The following is an 18,202-nucleotide window of genomic DNA, read 5'->3' as shown; positions in this document are numbered from 1 at the left end:
ACATACGGTCCGCGGAAGGCGCAGCACCGGCGGAGGTACCGCCTCATGGAAACTCCTTCGCGACGGGTACAGACGTCGGCGGAGACCACAGGGAAGGCGGCGGTACCGCCTCTCATGTGTGGTTCCGCTCCACTTGGTGGCGCACCACGATCAGCGTGAACAGCAGCGCGACCAGGGCCACCACCGCGAGCGCCAGCAGACCCGGGCCGTAGTCGGCGGTCGCCTCGTAGACGGCGCCCATCACCAGCGGCGGCACGAAGCCGCCCAGCCCACCGGCGGCCCCCACGAAACCGGTGACCGCCCCGACCTTGCCCGCGGGCGCGATCAGGGCGACCAGCGCGAAGGTGGCGCCGCTGCCGGCGCCGAGCGCGGCGGCCAGCACGAGGAATGCGAGGGTGCCGGTCGGCGCCAGGCCCGGGGTCGTGGCCTGCACCGAGGCGGCGATCACCACGGCACACAGCGTGGCGGCGAGGACCGTCGGCGCGTCGAACCGATCCGCCAGCCAACCGCCGACCGGCCGCATGACCACCGCGAGCAGCACGAACCCGGCCATACGGTTGGCCGCGTCGGTCTGGGACAGGTCGTAGGCGGTGCGCAGATAAGAGGGCAGGTAGACGGAGAAGGCCACGAAGCCGCCGAAGGAGACGGCGTAGAGCACCGAAGCCGCCCAGGTGGCGGGTAGTCGCACGGTCTGGTTCAGCCGGGCGGTGACGGATTCGGTGGGCGGGGTGTGGCCGGGGGCGTCACGCAGCAGATACCAGGCGACGCTCGCGTAGATCACCAGCGCGAGCGCGCACAGCAGGAACGGTGTGGCGGTATTGCCCGCCTCCACCAGACGGACCGTGGTCAGGGCGCTGATCGCGGTCCCGCCCATGCCCATCCCGTACACACCGATCGCCAGCCCCTGCTTCTCGGGCGGGAACCAGGCGCTCACGAACGGCACGCCGACCGCGAACACCGTGCCGCCGATACCGAGGAAGAAACCGCCGATCAGCAGGGCTGCCAACGCGGAATGCCCGACCAGGCCCAGGAACAGGACGGGCAGCACCGTGATCAGCGAAACCACCGGGAACATCAGGCGCCCGCCGTAGCGGTCGGCCAGCGCACCGATCGGGATCCGGCCCAGCGAACCCACGATCACCGGAACGGCCACCACCAGCGACTCCTGGAAGGAATTCAGCCCGAGGTCGTCGCGGAACCGCGGCGCCAGCGGGCTCAGCAGTGCCCACGCCCAGAAATTGAGCGCGAAACCCACTGTGGCCAGGACCAGCATCAGGGTGCGCCCGCCGGTCACGGTACGGTCGCCGGCCATCGCTCGGCCGGGATTCAGCGGGGTCGAAGAGGCCACCATCACTCCTGGGGAGATCGGTCCGGCTAGCTCTCGCGCCCGGTGGACACCTGGTCCCACCGCTCGACGGGCGATTCGGTCATCGAACGCGGCCGGGAAGGCCGGGCCCTCCCGAACCACCGTTATCGCGATATCACTGACTTACGGCCTGCTGTCGCCATTGTGCCTTCTACGGGCCTCGACTCACAGCTCACTCGGGATTCCGGGAGTGGCGTGATATCACCGGCGGAGCCTGCTCGACCGAACCCCGTCGTCGGCTCCTAGGCTCGACCGGTGGATATCGACTGGCCCGAGCTGCGCGCCCGCAGCCTGCTCCTCGAGGACGAGGCGGTCCTGGCCCTGAACAAACCGGCCGGGATATCGGTCACCGGGGAACGCCACGATATCGATATCGTGGAAGCCGCCGAGGCGCACGGCGAGAAGCTGTACCCGGTCCACCGGATCGACAAGGTGACCTCGGGTCTCATCCTGTTCGCCCGGGAACTGTCCGCCCACGGCCCGCTGACCCGCCAGTTCAACAAGCAGACCGCCGAAAAGGTCTACCTGGCGATCGTCGACGCCGGTGCCGCCGAACTCCCCGGCACCGGGATCATCGATCTTCCGCTCGGCGTGGGACGCAAGAACCGCGTCCGGGTCGCCGCCCCGCGCGAAACGATCCGGCGTGTCGGCGACCGCTGGTCCGTCGCCGACACGGATCTGCTGCACACCAAGAACTACCCCTCGACCACCGAGTTCACCGTCCTCGCCCGGCGCCCCGGGCACACCGTCGTAGCGCTGCGTCCGATCACCGGCCGCCGCCACCAGCTACGCGTACACCTGGCCTGGATCGGCCACCCCATCCTGGGCGATCCCCTGTTCGACCGCTCCGGCACGATCCCGCGCGCCCATCTGCACTCCTGGCGCCTCGGCCTGGCCGCCGAATGGCGCCCCGACGGCAGACTGGAGCTGGAGGCCACGCCCGGCGCCGACTTCTGGTCACCACTCCCCGGCCCGCCGCCCGCCCTGCCCGGGCCTTGGTGAATCCCGGATACTGTGCGGCCACCGCCGGGCCATCGTGAACGCCTCGACATGTCGGTGGCCGAGGCCGCAGAGTTCTTCGACTCCGGTGCCCGTGCGCACACCCGGCGAACCGATCGCCGTTCCAAGGACGGCAAGGTCGTCTGTTTCTTTCAGAGCGTGGCCGAGTTCAAGGCCCGCTGTCCCACGCTGGGCTTGCCGGACCGCCCGGACCGGTTGCGGCCGTGGTCCTCGACACCCGGCTGCGATTGCTACCCGTCCCGGGTCCGCGGGCGGACTATTTCTTTCCGGCCCCGCCTCGGCTGATACCGAGGCGTCTCACGGCGACGGCGGTCAGCGCCAGGGCCGGCCACTGGGTTCCCGGCCATGCCTGAATTGCAGCGATCCCGGCCACATCCCGCAGCACCCCGCCCGGGTGGTGTGCTCCCTCATACCCGCACCATTTGCACTGGCCAACTCCCCTAAGCTGGTCGAAGGACCCAGCACCGGACCGGGCCCCACGGTCGATGAACCCAGCACCGGACCGGACCCCCACGCGGTGTCGAGTCTTACGAGACCCTGAAAGGGTCGAGGCCCGTCCCGCCGTTCAGCCCTCGAAGCGCATGCGGCGAAGCCGCGAGTCTCGAGGGCTGAACGGCGGGACCTGCGGGGGCCTCGACCCCGCGACGCCGAAGGCGGCGCCAATAAGCACAGGAGCGTCCGATGATCTTGGTGGCTCAGATCAGTGATCCACATTTCGACCTCGGCACCCGTAACGTCGAACGCGCGCAGCGGGTCATGGCCTACCTCGCGGATCTGCGGCGGCGGCCCGATGTGATCGTGGTGACCGGCGATATCACCGATTCCGGCAAACCCGAGGAGTACGCCGAGGCCCGGGCCGCGCTGCAGGCCGACCTACCGGTGCTGGCGATTCCGGGTAACCACGACGAACGGCCGGCGTTCCGGGAGGTGCTGCTCGGCGCTCCCCCGCTCGACGACACGGTCAATCAGGTGCACCGGGTCGGCAGTGTCACGCTGATCCTGCTCGATTCCAGTGTTCCCGGGCAGTCCGGTGGGCGGCTGACCGACGAGACCTACGACTGGTTGCACGAGACCCTCGCCGACACTCCCGCCGATGATGCCGTGCTGCTGGCGCTGCACCATCCCCCGGTTTTCCTGCACAGCCCGATCGTGGATCCCATCGCGCTGGCCGGGCCGGAGCGGCTGGCCGCCGTCATCACCGGCGACGAGCGGATCATCGGCACGCTGACCGGGCACGCGCACACCGCCGCGGTCGCCACCTTCGCCGGACGTCCGCTGCTCATGGGCCCGAGTACCGCCTCCGTACTGGGCGGCGAATGGGAACTCGCCCCGCCCGAGCGGGTGATGGACTACGCGCCGGACCCGGCGGTCGCGCTGCACGTCATCGACGACGAGCATCGGCTGATCACCCATTTCCGCAGTGTCCCGATGGGCGGCTGGATCGGTACGCCGTTCTGATCCGGTTCAGTACCGGCCGGCGCGGGCCCGCCGGTAGGCGGCGGGGGTGCCGCCGGTCCAGCGCCGGAACGCGTAGATGAAGGTCGAGGCCTCCGCGTAGCCGAGCCGGATCGCCACATCGCTCACCGAGAGCGGGGTGGTGGTCAGCATCTCCTCCGCGAGGGCCTGGCGTACTTCGTCCAGCAGGGCCCGGTAGCTGGTACCGGCCGCGTCGAGGTGCCGGCGCAGGGTGCGGGTGCTCATGTTCAGGTCGGCGGCCACCGTGTCGATACCGGGCGGCGCGGTGAGTCCGTCCATACCGCCGCGGGGCACCAGCCGCGCGCGCACCTCCGCGGCGATACCGGTTCTCGCCCGCCGCCGGTGCACCAGATCCCGGCACTGTGCCAGGCAGATGGCCAGCGTGTGCTCGTTGGCCTGTGGTAGCGGCCGGTCCAGGATCGCCGGGTCGATGGCCACCAGGTTGTGCGGCTGCCCGAAACGCGGCCGGGCCACGGTCACCTCGGCGATCAGGTCGGCGTAGGGCGGTTCGGGGAACCGGAATTCGGCGCGCAGCAGGGCCAGGTGCCGGCCCAGCAGATCGCTCATCACCTGGTGCATGGCCGTCACATCGCGTTCGACCAGGAACTGGCGGACGTCGGCGGGCACCGATTCGTCGTGGATGCGGCCGATGAATTCCCCGTGCTCCCACTGGGTCACCGGCAGGCAGAAGGTGAAGCTCAGTTCGAGGTAGCGCAGGGCGAAATCGATCGCCTCGGCCAGGGTGGGGCTGCTGACACAGGCGAAACCGAAGATGCCGAAGGTGGTGATGCGGTAGCGCCGGCCCACCTCGATGCCCATACCGGGGCGGTCGAGTTCGCGGACCAGGTTACGCACCACCGCGAGTTCGGTGTGCGCGTCGATCTGGGCGTCCGGGTCGTGCAGCCGGGCTTCGGTGAGATCGGTACCGCGCAGCAGTGCGGTGACGGGAACTCCGTGCTCCGCGCCGTATCCGGCCATGAGCGCGACACTGGCGACTCCCCTGGGGAAGTCCCAGTCCCGGATCGACGGACGTTGCACCATGCCGACATTATGGCCGAATATCTCGATTGATCACTATGTGGTCACCAAGAAAGCTCCGCGCACCGGCGGGCGGTATCGGTGGTCTCCACCTGGAGGGTCGCGTGGTGGATGTGGAAGCGGTCGGCGAGCAGGCGCTGGGCCGCGCGCAGTATCTCGTCACCGGAATCGGATCCCGTGGTGGTGATATGGGCCGAGGCGACCTCCATACCGGAGGTCAATGTCCAGACGTGCAGGTCGTGAACATCGCAGACCCCGGGGACCGCGGCCAGTTCGGCCGCCACCTTCTCGACGTCGAGCTCTTCGGGACTGTGCTGGAACAGAATGCGCAACGAGCGCCGGGCCAGCAGATAGGTCCGGGGCAGCACCCACAGGCCGATGGCGACGCCGACGATCATATCGGCGTAGAGCCAGCCGGTGGTCAGCGTGATCGCCGCGGACAGCAGCACGCCGAACGACCCGACCATATCCGCCAGTACCTCGAGATAGGCGCCGCGCACATTGAGGCTCTCCTCGGCCCCGCGCCGCAGCAGCAGGAAGGCCGCGATATTGGCCAGCAGGCCGATGACACCGGCGACCAGCACCGGCCCGCCGGGCACCTCCGGCGGTTCCCCGAACCGGCGCACCGCCTCGATCAGTACGTACCCGGCGACCGCGAACAGCAGGACAGCGTTGGCGAGCGCGGCGATCACCTCGGCCCGGTAGTAGCCGAAGGTGCGGGTGTAGCTGGGCCGGGTATTGCGGGCGAGCATGATGGCCGACAGCGCCATGGCGATACCCACGACATCGGTGAGCATATGGGCGGCGTCCGACAGCAGCGCCAGCGAACCGGTGGCCAGCGCGACCACCAGCTCGACCAGCATGAATCCCAGGCCGATGGCCAGCGCGAGCCCCAGGCGGCCGACATATTTTCCCGAGGCGCTCTCCGGCGATACGTGATGCGTATGATCATGTCCCACGCGACAAACATATGCGTCAATGCGCATGCTTGCAATACCTTCGATTCGCGCCCACCCGCCAGGCTGGCAGACTCGAGTACGTGAGCGACCAGTCCGCAGCCCCCCGCCCCGGCGAACCCGGCGCGCCCGTGCTCGGCGCGCCCGTGCTCGGCGCGCCCGGGCCCGGCGGCGGCGGGCACGGCGGAAGCGACCACGGCACCGCGCCGGACGGGTCCCGGCGCGGCAGTGCGCTGCGCCCGATCGAGCTCGCCACCGGCGCGGTACTCGGCGGCGTCACCGTCGGACTGGTGACCGTCGGCGCCGTGATCCCGTTCGCGGCCGCCCTGCAACTGGTCGCGGCCGTGCCCATGGGTCTGCTCGCACACCGCTACCGATTCCGGACCGTGCTCACCGCCTCGATCTCGGCCGCCCTGGTCACCTTCGTGGCGGCCGGTCTCACCGCCGCCATGGCGATGGTCGCCACCGCCACCATCGGTGGCATCGTCGGCACGGTCAAACGCCGCCACGGCGGTATCGTCGCGGTCACCGGGCTGTCGGTGCTCGCCGGCGTCGCCTGGGGCGCTTTCTCGGTCGGCTTCCTGCTGGCCTTCTCGGCCACCCGCGACCTGCTCTTCGACACCGTCCGCAACACCGCGACCGGCCTGGCCGAACTCACCTCCCGCCAGCAGCACCTGGAACCCCTCGGCCGCGGCGTCCTGCACGTCACCGATGTGGTCCTGCAGTGGTGGTGGCTCTATATCGGTGGCACCGTCCTGGCCGGGACCGTGGTCACCGCACTGGTCTCGTGGTTCGTGCTCGGCTCTGTCCTGGACCGCCTCGCCTGGCTCCCCGGCACCGACCGCCTCGACGCCCCCGCCGACGACCGCCCGATCGCACCCTTGCCGGTGGCCCTGCGCGCGGCCGGATACCGATACCCCGGCGCCGCCGCCGACGCGTTGACCGGTGTCGATCTGCGGGTCGAGGTCGGTGAGTTCGTCGCGGTGGTCGGCCACAACGGGTCCGGTAAATCGACCCTGACCCGGCTGCTTGCGGGGCTGCCGCCGAGCAGCGGCATGGTCGAACGCCCCGGGTCCGCCGGACTCGGCCATCTGGGCGGTACGGCGCTGGTCCTGCAGCGGCCGGAAAGTCAGACGCTGGGCGTGCTGGTCGCCGATGATGTGGTCTGGGGTCTACCCACCGCTCTCGCGGCCGAAGTGGATATCGACGCCCTGCTGCACGAGGTCGGACTGGACGGAATGGGGGGCCGGGAGACCGCCACCCTGTCCGGTGGCCAGCAGCAGCGACTGGCGGTGGCAGCGGCGCTGGCCCGGCGCCCGGCCCTGCTCATCGCCGACGAAGCCACCTCCATGATCGACCCGGACGGCCGCCGCGAACTGGTGACGCTGCTGGCCGGGCTGCCGAAACGGCATGCCATGGCCGTCGTCCTGGTGACCCATCACGAAGCCGACGCCGACGCCGCCGACCGGGTGGTGCACCTGGCCGCCGGACGGATGGTCGACCGGCTGCCCGCCTGGCCGAAGCCGGCCCGTGCCCAGCGCCGCCGCCCGATGGGCGAGACGCTGCTCGAATTGCGCGGTGTCCGGCACACCTACAACCGGGGCACACCGTGGGAGGCGCCCGCGCTGCACGGTGTCGACCTGGCGGTCCGCCGCGGGGAAGCGCTGCTGGTGGTCGGCGGCAACGGGTCCGGGAAATCGACGCTGGCCTGGATCATGGCCGGACTCATCGCGCCCAGCACCGGACGCTGCGAGCTGGCGGGCAAACCGGTCAGTAAGCAGATCGGGCGGGTGGAACTGGCCTTCCAGCACTCCCGGCTGCAGTTGCAACGGCATACCGTCGGCGAGGAAGTCGCCGATTGGCGTGGCGAGGGCACCGGTTCGGGCACCGTGGGCAAAGCCCTGGACGCCGTCGGCCTGGACCGCTCCCTGACCACCCGGTCCATCGAAGAACTCAGCGGCGGTCAGGCCAAACGGGTGGTACTGGCCGCCATCGTCGCCGCCCACCCGCAGGTGGTGGTGCTGGACGAACCGCTGGCCGGGCTGGATCCCGAGGGCCGCGCCGATATCGTCGAACTACTGGCCCGGCTCCGCGATTCGGGGCTCACGCTGATCGTCATCTCCCATGATGTCGAGGATGTGTCGGCCATCTGCGATCGCACCGTCCACCTGCGCGCGGGCCGTATCCCGGAAACCGAGACGGCGGCCGCCGCCGTGCCCGGCGCGGAAGTCGACACCACACCCATTCCGGCGGTCCACCCGCCCGATCCGGCACACCGGCCCGCCCCGGGCGCGGCCTGGCGGCTGCGCGGCGGCGACGCCCACGGCATCGACCACGGAGGCACCCGATGAGTACCGTCCTGCTGCGCCGGGTCCCGGTGGCCAGTCCGGTCCACAACCTGTGGGCCGGAACCAAGATGATCGCCGCGTTCCTGATCAGCCTGCTGCTGATGATCCTGCCGAGCTGGCCGATCCTCGGCATCATGATCGTGTTCCTGATCGCGATCGGCCTCGTGGCCCGGCTACCACTGGGGGTCCTGCCCCGCCTGCCGTTACTGTTCTGGCTGCTGATCGCCTTGGGCGCGCTGATCAATGTGCCCGTCGGCGGCACCGCCGTACTGCGGTACGCGCAGGTGGTGGTGTTCGGGTTGATCCTGGTGGCCGCGTCCATGCTCATCGCCTGGACCACCCCCATGAGCGAAATCGCCCCCGCCCTGGCCACTCTCGGCCGGCCGTTGCGCCGCCTGCGGGTCCCGGTGGACGAACTGGCCGTGGTGGTGGCGCTGACCCTGCGCGGCCTCCCGCTGCTGCTCGAGGAGATCCGTATCCTGCGTGCCGCCCGCCGCCTGCGCCCCAAACCCGATCTACTGCACCGCACCACCGACCCGGTGATCGATATCCTCACCGCCGCCATGGCGGTATCCACCCGGCGGGCCGGCGAACTGGGCGAAGCGATCACCGCCCGCGGGGGGACAGGACAGCTGACCGCCCGCCCGGCATCCCCCGGCCGCAACGATGCCCTCGCCCTGGCAGTGGTGGTAGCGGTCTGCGCCGGAGCCCTGCTCGTGGAGATCCTGCGGTAAGAGGCTCTATTTCTTCTGGTCGCGCACGGCCTTACGGGCCGCCTCCTGCGCCTTGTCCACCTGCCCCGCGTATTTGCCGCCGGTCTTCTTGTCCACCGCGTCGCCGACCTTCTCGATCAGCGGCTCGACCTTGTCGGCATTCTTGCGCGCCAAACCCAATGCCTTGTTCGCCAGGCCCTTGAAATCCATCGTCGTACTCCTTGCTCGAATTCGCTCGAACATCACAGTACCCAGCGGATTCGACACACGGGCGACATCACCGGTGGCGACAGCGGTCACAGTTCGCCCAGCCACGCCGGATGCCAGAGCCGGCCGGTCTCGGTCCAATCCATGAAGCGCACAGTGCCTTCCACCTTCGGCGTGACCCAGATGGCGTCGCGGCGTTCGTCGGCCGACATCTCGTTGACGAACGGGCTGGTCTTGCGTTCCAGCCGGTGCAACCGTGCGGCCAGCTCGCGCATACCCGCGTCCCCGAATCCGGTGCCCACCCGTCCCGCGTACACCAGCCCGTCCTCGGCGGGAATGCCCACCAGCAGTGACGCGAACGGACGGGCCCGGCTGCGGCGCATTCCGCCGACCACCACCTGCCGGGTGCGCCAATTGCGCTGCTTCACCCAGGTCCGGCCGCGGGTCCCGGGCAGGTACACCGAATCGACCTTCTTGGCGACGACCCCTTCCACCCCGTCCTGTTCGCTCTGCCGCACCGCGTCCGCGCCGCTGCCCTCGTACGGCGGGGGCACCCGCAGGGCGGGCGCGGTCGCGGCGAGGGCTTCCAGGACCCGGCGGCGGTCGCGGTAGCGTTTGCGCAGCAGCGAGGTGCCGTCCAGGTAGAGCAGATCGAAGGCCACGAATTCCGCCCGCCGCGGATTCGCCTTCAGCAGCGCGACGTTCACCGCGCCGTCCGGGTCGCGGACGATGATCTCCCCGTCCAGCACCACCTGGTGCCCGTCCAGATCGGCGGCCAGCTCCGCGAGCTGCGGATACTGCGCGGTCACATCGTTGCCGGTACGGCTGCGCAACCGGAGCTCACCCGCCTCGACCTCCACGATGAGCCGGAAGCCGTCCCATTTGCGCTCGAACACCCACTCCGATTCCGGTAGCGCCGAAACGTCACCGCTGCTGGCCAGCATGGGCGCCAGACCGCGGGGCAGGTCGCCCGCGGGCGCCGGCTGATCCTTCATCAGATGCATGAGCCACTGATCGCCCTCGGTACGGATCAACGCGTACCGGCCGTTCAACCGGGTTCCGCGCAGCACCACGATCACCTCGTCGTCCCGCCACTTCTCGGCCCGGTAGGTGCCGGTGTCCCATACCGACATCTCTCCTGCGCCGTACTCGCCGGACGGGATCGTGCCGTGGAAATCCAGGTATTCCAGCGGATGGTCCTCGGTGTGCACAGCGAGACGGTTCTGGCGCGGGCTGTCCGGTGGGCCCTTGGGCACCGCCCACGAGACCAGGACGCCTTCTCGTTCGAGCCGCACGTCCCAGTGCAGGCGGCGCGCGTGGTGTTCGTGGACGACGAACCGATCCCCTGTGCCGCTGCGGGGCGATTCGGCGGGTACCGGTTCGGGAGTCCGGGCCGGGTCCCGCATGGACCGGTACTTCGTCAGCGCATCGTCGAGCGGCGGGTCCAGCCCGGCGAGCAGGTCACCGTCGGACCGATACCGGCGCAGCACCTCGTCGAAACGCAACTGCCGGAGCGCCGTCCCGTCCTCGATCTCGTCCCAGCTGCGCGGCGCCGCGGCATTCGGAACCTCGCGGCCGCGCAGCGAATACGGCGCGATCGTGGTCTTCGCCGGATTGTTCTGACTCCAGTCCAGGAACACCTTGCCCGCGCGGACCTTCTTCGCCATGGTGGCCGTCACCAGATCGGGCAGCAGTTTCTCCAGGTTCTCCGCCACCTGTTTGGCCACCGTCGACGCACCACCCGGGCCGAGCGTGCGATCCAATGGAACGTAGAGGTGGATTCCTTTGCTGCCGCTGGTCAGCGGGTAGGCGCGCATCCCGATCTCGCCGACCATATCCCGGATGCCCAGCGCCACCCGCGCGCATTCGGGCAGCCCCGCGCCCGGCCCGGGATCGAGATCGAATACCAGCCGGGTCGCCGGGCCGCGCTCGTCACCGTCGAAGCGCCACTGCGGCACATGGATCTCCAGCGCGGCCTGCTGCCCCAGCCAGACCAGCCCGGCCTGCGAGGAGATCACCGGGTAGGTCACCGGTCGGCCGGAATGCCGCTGGGTGCGGCGCGGCACCCAGGACGGGGTGCCGGCGGCCAGGTTCTTCTCGAAGAAGGCGGACGCGCCGACACCGTCGGGCCAGCGTTTGCGGGTGACCGGCCGGCCCGCCATATGCGGCAGCATGGCCGGGGCGATCTCGGCGTAGTACTCGAGCACCTCGCCCTTGGTGGTGCCTGTCGCCGGATACAGCACCTTGTCCGGGTTGCTCAGCCGGACCTCGATATCCGGCCCGCCCGGCTCGCCTCCGAAACTCCGGCGCACGCCGGATCACATCCGCGGGCGGACAACCCCGTTCGGCGCCGCGCCGTACGTCACGGACGCGAATCCGGGCCCGGTCCGCCGGGCCGGCCCGGGCCACTGTCCGGGTGCTCCGGTGGAACCACCTTGCGGGCGGCTTCCTTACCCTTCTGGATCTTGTCCGAGTACTTCCCCTTGGTCTTCTGGTCGAGGAAATCCCCGGCCTTGTCGACCGCCTGGTTGATCTTGTCCGAGTTCTTGGCAGCTGTCTCCTGCCCCTTGCCGACCAGATTCTTCAGGTTTTCCATCAAGCTCATAGCCGATTCCTTCCCTGTCACTGTGCGGAAGTGTTCACTCCATATCTTCCCACCACCGGCGCTCCGGCGGGAGGTCACGCGGATCGAGCCGCTGCCCGGGCACCGGGACCGCGATCTCGGTGGCCGCCGCCGCGGCCGCGTCCACCAGCCGGCGGACCGGTTCGGCCCAGGGATGAGGCGCGAGGTTGAACGTCGCCCAATGGATCGGCACCAGGACGCCGTGCTCCGGTTCACCGAGGCACAGATCGGCGTGCGCGCGCACCGCCTCCTCCGGATTCATGTGGATATCGGCCCAGTGCGGGTCGTAGGCGCCGATCGGCAGCAGAGTCAGATCGAACGGACCCCACTGCGCGCCCGTGGCCGCGAACGCCTTGGTGAATCCGGTGTCTCCACCGAAATAGGCGCGATGTTTCGGGCCGACCAGTGCCCAGCCCGCCCAGAGCGTGGTGTTGCGGACCAGCCCACGACCGGAGAAATGCCGGGCCTCGGCACAGATGATGGTGAGTTCGGGACGGTCACCGTCGGCCGCGGACAATGAATACGAACAGTTCCAGTCCAATTCGACGATCCGCGCCTCCGGCACGCCCCAGTGCCGCAGATGCGCGCCGACACCGATCGGCACCACGAAAACCGACTGCTGGGTGCGGACCAGCGTGGCGATGGTGTCGGCGTCCAGGTGGTCGTAGTGGTCGTGTGAGATGACCACCGCGTCCACCCGCGGCAGCTCCTCCAGCGCCACCGGGACGGGATGGATGCGGGCCGGGCCGACCAGCCGGGAGGGGGAGACGCGCTCGCTCCACACCGGGTCGGTGAGCACCCGGTACCCGTCGATCTCGATCAGCGCGCTGGCATGCCCATACCAGGTGACCGCCAGATCGGCGGCCACATCCGGATGCTCGGGCCGGGCCAGCGGCACCGCGTCCTTCGGCCGGCCGGCGCGCATACCGGTCACCATGGACAACAGGCCGGTCGGGTTCTCGCGCACGACGATCGGGGCCGCGGGTTCGGTGTTGTGGAACTGGCGGTCACGATAACTTCGCGCCCCCGTGGCGGTGGGCGCGATGGCGGAGACGGACGCGCCGAGCGCGGCCGGCAATCCGTCCAGGGCTCGGGCCACCCAGCCGAAGACGGTCATTCCGGCGAGACCGGCCGCCGCGGTGGCGACAGTGCGGGCCTTCATCATTTGCCCACGAACTTGGCGGGACGCTTCTCCTGCCGGGCCTGCCTGCCCTCTTCCGCATCCGCGCTGGACCATGCTGCCTCCAAAGCGGCCTGCTGTTCGCGGTTGGCCGGATCCCGGGTGCCGTCGTCGTTGAGTTCGAGTTTCAGGTGCCGCAGTGACAACGGCGCCAGCTCGGCGATGGACTTCGCCCAGCCCTGGGCGTCGGCCACCGTGCCGAGGCGATTCGCGAAACCGAAGGTGTAGGCGTCGGAGGCCGAGATCGGCTCGGCGGCGAGGAGCACGGTCCGGGCGGGGCCCCCGCCGATCAATGAGACCAGCCGGCGCGTGGTCCAGCGGTCCACCGAGATGCCCAGTTTCGCGGCCGGTATGGCGAGGTAGGAGTCCTGGGCCATCACCCGCAGATCCGCCGCCATCGCCAATTGCACGCCCGCGCCCAGTGCCGGACCGTTCAACGCCGCGATCACCGGGACCGGCATGGACTCGACCTCGTGCAGCATGTCCAGCAGGGCGTCGAGAAACTCGGTGGAGTACACACCGTCCAGATCCGCGCCCGCGCTGAACACCGATCCGCTACCGGTGATCACGATCGCCCGGGAATCGAGGCGGGCATTGGACAGCGCCTCCCGCAGCCGGATGACCAGGTCCAGGTTCAGCGCGTTACGCCGTTCCTCGCGTTGTAGTTCGATGGTGACGACGTCGCCGTCACGGCTGACCCCGAGCATGTGTGTCCTTCCCCGCTGAACGTATACCGATACAACCGCCGATAACGAGGCGCTACTGCCCACTCTGCCACAGGAGCGTCACTCGCCCGGGGAAGGCGACACGGCTCATGGCCGCCCGGCCGGCGGCCGCGCGGCTACCGGCACCCGGTTCAGTTCTCCAGGCCGAAAGCGAAGGTCTCCGGGTCGGCGCCGGTGCGGGACCCGGAGTTCAGCGCGGAGATCGCCTGTATCTGATCGGCCGACAATTCGAACCCGAGAATGTCGAAGTTCTCCAGGATCCGGGCCGGGGTCACCGATTTCGGGATCACCACATTGCCGAGTTGCAGATGCCAGCGGATGATCACCTGCGCCGGCGTGCGGTCCACCTCGCCGGCGATCCGGGTGATCACCGGATCGTCGAGTACCGTGCCCTGGCCGAGCGGACTCCACGCCTCCGTGGCGATGGCGTGCTCGGCGTGGTAATCGCGCAGTTCGGGCTGGGTCAGCCGGGGGTGCAACTCGATCTGGTTCACCGAGGGGGTCTCCCCGGTTTCGGCGATGAGCCGCTCCAGATCGGGGATCCGGAAATTGGAGACCCCGATGGAACGGACCCGGCCGTCGGCCTTCAAGCGCTGGAACGCGCGGAAGGTGTCCACGAAACGATTCGCGGCGGGTACCGGCCAGTGGATGAGATACAGGTCCAGGTAGTCGAGCCCGAGCCGCTGCATACTCGCGTCGAACGCGCGCAGGGTGGAGTCGTAACCCTGGTCGGCGTTCCACAGTTTCGTGGTGACGAAGACCTCGTCGCGGGGTAGGCCGAAATGCCTGATGGCACGCCCGGTGCCCTCTTCGTTCTCGTAGATCGCCGCAGTGTCGATACTGCGGTAACCCGCGTTCAGCGCGGCGGTGACGGTGTCGAACACCTGGTCCGCCGGAACCTGGAACACCCCGAAACCGAGCTGTGGGATAAGACTCCCGTCGTTCAACACGATCGGAGGAACTACACCGGTCTCACGTCTAGTGGTCACCGCCTCGACGGTAGAAGCGCTTCGGCGGCAGGTCAACGAACGAGCGGTCCGTGTCCATCAATCGCTCGGCTATGGATCTACTTGACATATCGTTGTGTTTTTACAACACTTCATTGCGTGAGCCCAGTAAGGCGCGGGGAAACACTACCGATCTTCAATCGGATCGCAGTACTGCGGGCCGAACACCGGATGTCGCGAGCGACCCTGGCCGAAGCAGTGAACGTCAACCCCCAGACAATCGGCGCACTCGAACGCGGCAACCACTACCCGAGCCTGGATCTCGCCCTGCGGATATGCGAGGTGTTCCGGCTGCCGGTGGAGGCGGTGTTCTCCCGAACCGAGTTCACTCCCCTATCGGCCGAGGTGTACGCCCGCGAGAAAGGACAGCAGCCATGACCGCCGCCACCGAACCGAAAACCCTGCTCGACCGATACCAGGCCTACCGCGTACGGCGCTGGTTGGTCCGGGAGAAGCAGATCGCCGGGATGCTGCCGGGCTGGCGCACCACCCGCCGCCGCCGGGCCCTGGTGGTGCTGGTGATCACCGCGCTCGCCGTCCTCTTCGTCACCGGCCTACTCTGCGCGTTCGGCGTGGCATGGGCCGCGCTGTTCGCCGGTCTCAGCGCACTGGTCTTCCTGCCGGCCTGGACGATGCTGCGGATCGTTTCGCAGGCCCAGGACAACGCCCCGGCGGAAACGCTGGACGAAATGGAGTTCGCCCAGCGTGAGAAAGCCCGGTCGTTCGGACTGTCCGTCACCCAGGGCCTGACGGTGTTCCCGATGATGTATCTGGTCTGGAGCGGGGCGCTGTTCCCCGAAGCGGACGCGTTCCGCACCGCCTACGCCGGCGGCGTGATGGTCCTGGCGACCGTGCTCGCCGGCGGCTGCGCCCCCGCCATGATCCTGGCCTGGAACCGAGCCGAGCCCGAACCGGAGAACTGATCGCCGGCGGCCCGCCCGGAGAACTTCCTCAGGAGCGGGCCCACCGCCTAGGTACCCGACCGACCGCTCCCGCCGCTTCGGGGCGGGACCCCCAGCCGGCGATAACGGCGCTGCCGGGCCGCCTGCCGTTCGGCGGGTGATTGCGCGCTCAACCGGTCGAGTTCCGCGGCGATCGCCGCGACGGTGCGGCGCGCGAATTCGACCGGCTCGTCCGCGGCGTCGGGATACTCCGGCACGATACGATCCACGATCCCGTCCGCCAGCAGTTCCGCCGACCGGATACGTTGCGCCGCAGCCAGTTCCGGTGCGTACTCGGTATCGCGATGGACGATCGCACTGGCCCCCTCCGGCGGAAGTGGTGCGAGCCAGCCGTGGGTGGCCGCCAGCACCCGGTCCGCGGGTAGCAGCGCGAGTGCGCCGCCGCCGGTCCCCTGGCCGAGCAGTACCGAAACCGTCGCGGTGTCCAGCGTCACCAGATCGGCCAGGCAGCGCGCGATCTCGGGCGCCAGACCCCGCTCTTCGGCCTCTTTGGACAGCGCGGCGCCGATCGTATCGATCACCAGCACCAGCGGGAGCCGCAGTTCGGCCGCCAGTTGCATACTGCGGCGCGCTTCCCGCAGCGCGGCCGGACCCATGGTGTGCTCGGGGTCCTGATGGGCGCGGTCGTGACCGAACACGACACACGGCCGGCCGTGGAACCGCGCGAGCGCCAGCACCACAGTGCGGTCCGCCTCCCCCTGGCCGGTGCCGCTGAGCGGAACCCGCTGGGTGGTCCGCCGGAGCAGTTCGCGTAGCCCCGGACGATCCGGCCGCCGGGAGGCGAGGACCGAATCCCAGGCCCCGGTGACCGACTCGGTCTCCCGGAAATCATGTGTGACAGCGGGATCCGGATCGCCGGGCGCCCGCACCCGGCCGCTGAAAACGCTCAGCGCCCGATGGGCGATACGCCGGAACACCGGTACCTCGACAACCCCGTCGATCACGCCGTTTCGGTAGAGGTTCTCGGCTGTCTGCACACCGTCGGGAAACGGATGACCGTAGAGCGCCTCGTACACCCGGGGCCCGAGAAAACCGATGAGCGCGCCCGGTTCGGCGAAGGTGATGTGCCCCAGCGACCCCCACGACGCGAATACCCCACCCATGGTGGGGTTGCGCAGGTACACGATGTAGGGGTGGCCGGCCGATTTATGTGCCGCCACTGCCCCGGCGATCTTCACCATCTGCACGAAGGCGAGGGTGCCCTCCTGCATCCTGGTACCGCCGGAAGTCGGCGACGCGACCAGCGGCAGCCCCAGTTCGGTGGCGCGTTCGACCGCGGTGACGATCCGCTCGGCCGCCGCGACTCCCACCGAACCGGCCAGGAACCCGAACTCGCACGCGATGACCGCGATGCGGCGACCGCGTAACAGTCCCTCGCCGGTGAGCACCGCCTCGTCGGTTCCCGCCGCCGCGCTCGCCCGGGCGAGCGCGGACCGGTAGTCACCGGTCCGCGCCACATCCAGGGGCGCGGAATCCCAGCTCACGAAGGAGCCCGGATCCAGCAGCACCTCGAGTAGTTGCCTGGAGCCGATTCGCGACAATGTCATCCGAGCCGCCCCGGGGCCTCCCACACCGCAACTGTCCACACCGGCACGCCGACCAGTATGACGGGCAGCCGGATCAGTAGCCCCGGGTGACCTTCTGCAGCGCGTACTCGGTCAACCGCACCAGCGCCTCCTTGGCCGGCTCCCGGCGGCGCGCGTCGATCGGCATGATCGGCACATCGGCCGGCACGGCCAGTGCCTGCCGGATGTCCTCGATCGGATACTGCGGGGCGTCGTCGAACTGGTTGAGCGCCACGAGGAACGGCAGGTTGCGCGCCTCGAAGTAGTCGACCGCCGCGAAACTGTCCTCCAGCCGCCGGGTGTCGATCAGCACGACCGCGCCGATCGCACCCCGGATGAGGTCGTCCCACATGAACCAGAAACGGTACTGGCCGGGAGTACCGAACAGGTACAGCACGAGATCCTCGGCCAGGCTGATCCGGCCGAAGTCCATGGCCACCGTGGTGGTGGATTTACTCTCGATACCCGCGAGACTGTCGATCCCGGCGCTGGCATTGGTCACCAGAGCCTCGGTTCTCAACGGGACGATTTCCGAAACTGCCCCCACCAGCGTCGTTTTGCCCACGCCGAACCCACCTGCGACCACGATCTTCGCCGAAGTCGGCTTGGTCTGGCGGGTATCGACCTGTGCCGTCGAATCATATACGCCGGAGTCCACTGAGAACCCTTTCGATCAGCTCGCGACGTTCATCGTCGCTGGAATCGTCTTTCAAAGTCGCCGAAACGCGGACATGCCCGGCTTCGATCAGGTCCGCTACAAGTACACGCGCCACCCCGATCGGTATACCCAGTCGAGCCGCTAGTTCGGCGACCGACGGCGACTCCCTGCACAACTCGACTATCGAGTTTTCGATATTGCTCAGTTCGTACTGGCGTTCGAGCGAAATGGGATGGGACGCGACGAGAGCCTCGAGCGCCAACTCCACCTTCGGTCGGGTACGACCGGCGGTCAGCGAGTACGGGCGCACGAGACTGGGCTCGGAGCCTCCCACGCGGTGATCCTCTATGTCCATCCC

General features: G+C 69.1%; 18 protein-coding genes. 6 read left to right on the top strand and 12 right to left on the bottom strand.

The features are described from left to right. Nucleotides 1-112: 112 nt before the first annotated feature. Nucleotides 113-1,351, bottom strand: coding sequence for an MFS transporter (locus IG75_RS0118805; protein WP_030525822.1), 1,239 nt, complete (start codon nt 1,349-1,351; stop codon nt 113-115). Nucleotides 1,352-1,621: 270 nt separating this feature from the next. Between IG75_RS0118805 and IG75_RS0118800 the strand changes: the two genes are divergently transcribed. Beyond that, a complete protein-coding gene (locus IG75_RS0118800) occupies nt 1,622-2,368 on the top strand; it encodes an RluA family pseudouridine synthase (protein ID WP_030522766.1) in 747 nt (248 codons plus the stop codon). Between the two features lie 699 nt (nt 2,369-3,067). Next, nucleotides 3,068-3,844 carry a metallophosphoesterase gene (locus IG75_RS0118790; RefSeq protein WP_030522768.1) on the top strand — a complete coding sequence of 259 codons (777 nt, stop codon included), beginning with the start codon at nt 3,068-3,070 and terminating at the stop codon, nt 3,842-3,844. Between the two features lie 6 nt (nt 3,845-3,850). Here the strand turns inward: IG75_RS0118790 and IG75_RS0118785 are convergent, their stop codons facing one another. Further along, complete coding sequence (locus IG75_RS0118785) at nt 3,851-4,903, bottom strand: AraC family transcriptional regulator (RefSeq protein WP_030522769.1); 1,053 nt, start codon at nt 4,901-4,903, stop codon at nt 3,851-3,853. 41 nt (nt 4,904-4,944) lie between these two features. After that, a complete protein-coding gene (locus IG75_RS0118780; protein ID WP_281181631.1) occupies nt 4,945-5,859 on the bottom strand; it encodes a cation diffusion facilitator family transporter in 915 nt (304 codons plus the stop codon). Nucleotides 5,860-6,089: 230 nt separating this feature from the next. On the opposite strand from IG75_RS0118780, the gene IG75_RS0118775 reads away from it, so the two are divergent. Beyond that, nucleotides 6,090-8,207: an ABC transporter ATP-binding protein gene (locus IG75_RS0118775; protein WP_051714764.1), complete on the top strand. Its 2,118-nt coding sequence runs from the start codon at nt 6,090-6,092 to the stop codon at nt 8,205-8,207. Further along, a complete protein-coding gene (locus tag IG75_RS0118770) occupies nt 8,204-8,938 on the top strand; it encodes a CbiQ family ECF transporter T component (RefSeq protein ID WP_030522772.1) in 735 nt (244 codons plus the stop codon). Before IG75_RS0118775 ends, IG75_RS0118770 begins: the two co-directional genes overlap by 4 nt. Before the next feature lie 6 nt (nt 8,939-8,944). On the opposite strand, the gene IG75_RS0118765 is transcribed toward IG75_RS0118770, so the two are convergent. The 6 genes from IG75_RS0118765 to IG75_RS0118740 all read right to left on the bottom strand — a co-directional run bounded on the left by IG75_RS0118765 (nt 8,945) and on the right by IG75_RS0118740 (nt 14,641). Then, complete coding sequence (locus tag IG75_RS0118765; protein WP_030522773.1) at nt 8,945-9,127, bottom strand: antitoxin; 183 nt, start codon at nt 9,125-9,127, stop codon at nt 8,945-8,947. Nucleotides 9,128-9,213: 86 nt separating this feature from the next. Next, complete coding sequence (locus IG75_RS0118760; protein ID WP_036514516.1) at nt 9,214-11,436, bottom strand: ATP-dependent DNA ligase; 2,223 nt, start codon at nt 11,434-11,436, stop codon at nt 9,214-9,216. 50 nt (nt 11,437-11,486) lie between these two features. Then, on the bottom strand, nt 11,487-11,729 hold the full coding sequence (locus IG75_RS0118755) for an antitoxin (protein WP_030522775.1): 243 nt from the start codon (nt 11,727-11,729) through the stop codon (nt 11,487-11,489). Nucleotides 11,730-11,763: 34 nt separating this feature from the next. Then, nucleotides 11,764-12,909: an MBL fold metallo-hydrolase gene (locus IG75_RS0118750; RefSeq protein ID WP_036514691.1), complete on the bottom strand. Its 1,146-nt coding sequence runs from the start codon at nt 12,907-12,909 to the stop codon at nt 11,764-11,766. Further along, nucleotides 12,909-13,634, bottom strand: a complete 726-nt coding sequence (locus tag IG75_RS0118745) for an enoyl-CoA hydratase (RefSeq protein ID WP_030522777.1) — start codon at nt 13,632-13,634, stop codon at nt 12,909-12,911. Before IG75_RS0118745 ends, IG75_RS0118750 begins: the two co-directional genes overlap by 1 nt. Nucleotides 13,635-13,783: 149 nt before the next feature. Next, nucleotides 13,784-14,641 (bottom strand): aldo/keto reductase, encoded by an 858-nt coding sequence (locus IG75_RS0118740; protein WP_036514518.1) that lies wholly within the window; start codon nt 14,639-14,641, stop codon nt 13,784-13,786. Nucleotides 14,642-14,758: 117 nt separating this feature from the next. Between IG75_RS0118740 and IG75_RS0118735 the strand changes: the two genes are divergently transcribed. Then, entirely contained in the window at nt 14,759-15,037 is a 279-nt protein-coding gene (locus tag IG75_RS0118735; RefSeq protein WP_030522779.1) for a helix-turn-helix transcriptional regulator, read from the top strand. Further along, on the top strand, nt 15,034-15,582 hold the full coding sequence (locus IG75_RS0118730) for a hypothetical protein (protein ID WP_030522780.1): 549 nt from the start codon (nt 15,034-15,036) through the stop codon (nt 15,580-15,582). The genes IG75_RS0118735 and IG75_RS0118730 overlap by 4 nt, the downstream gene beginning before the upstream one ends. Before the next feature lie 47 nt (nt 15,583-15,629). On the opposite strand, the gene IG75_RS0118725 is transcribed toward IG75_RS0118730, so the two are convergent. The 3 genes from IG75_RS0118725 to IG75_RS0118715 all read right to left on the bottom strand — a co-directional run bounded on the left by IG75_RS0118725 (nt 15,630) and on the right by IG75_RS0118715 (nt 18,199). After that, nucleotides 15,630-17,168: a carboxyl transferase domain-containing protein gene (locus tag IG75_RS0118725; RefSeq protein WP_030522781.1), complete on the bottom strand. Its 1,539-nt coding sequence runs from the start codon at nt 17,166-17,168 to the stop codon at nt 15,630-15,632. A 73-nt stretch (nt 17,169-17,241) separates the two neighbouring features. Further along, a complete protein-coding gene (locus IG75_RS0118720; RefSeq protein WP_174372388.1) occupies nt 17,242-17,844 on the bottom strand; it encodes a GTP-binding protein in 603 nt (200 codons plus the stop codon). Continuing rightward, nucleotides 17,825-18,199 carry a DUF742 domain-containing protein gene (locus tag IG75_RS0118715; RefSeq protein WP_030522783.1) on the bottom strand — a complete coding sequence of 125 codons (375 nt, stop codon included), beginning with the start codon at nt 18,197-18,199 and terminating at the stop codon, nt 17,825-17,827. The genes IG75_RS0118720 and IG75_RS0118715 overlap by 20 nt, the downstream gene beginning before the upstream one ends. Between the last annotated feature and the right edge of the window lie 3 nt (nt 18,200-18,202).

The organism is Nocardia rhamnosiphila NBRC 108938 (genome assembly GCF_000720425.1).
Lineage (GTDB): Bacteria > Actinomycetota > Actinomycetes > Mycobacteriales > Mycobacteriaceae > Nocardia > Nocardia rhamnosiphila.
Note: the sequence above shows the minus strand (reverse complement) of the source record. Positions and strands in the feature narration are given on the sequence as shown.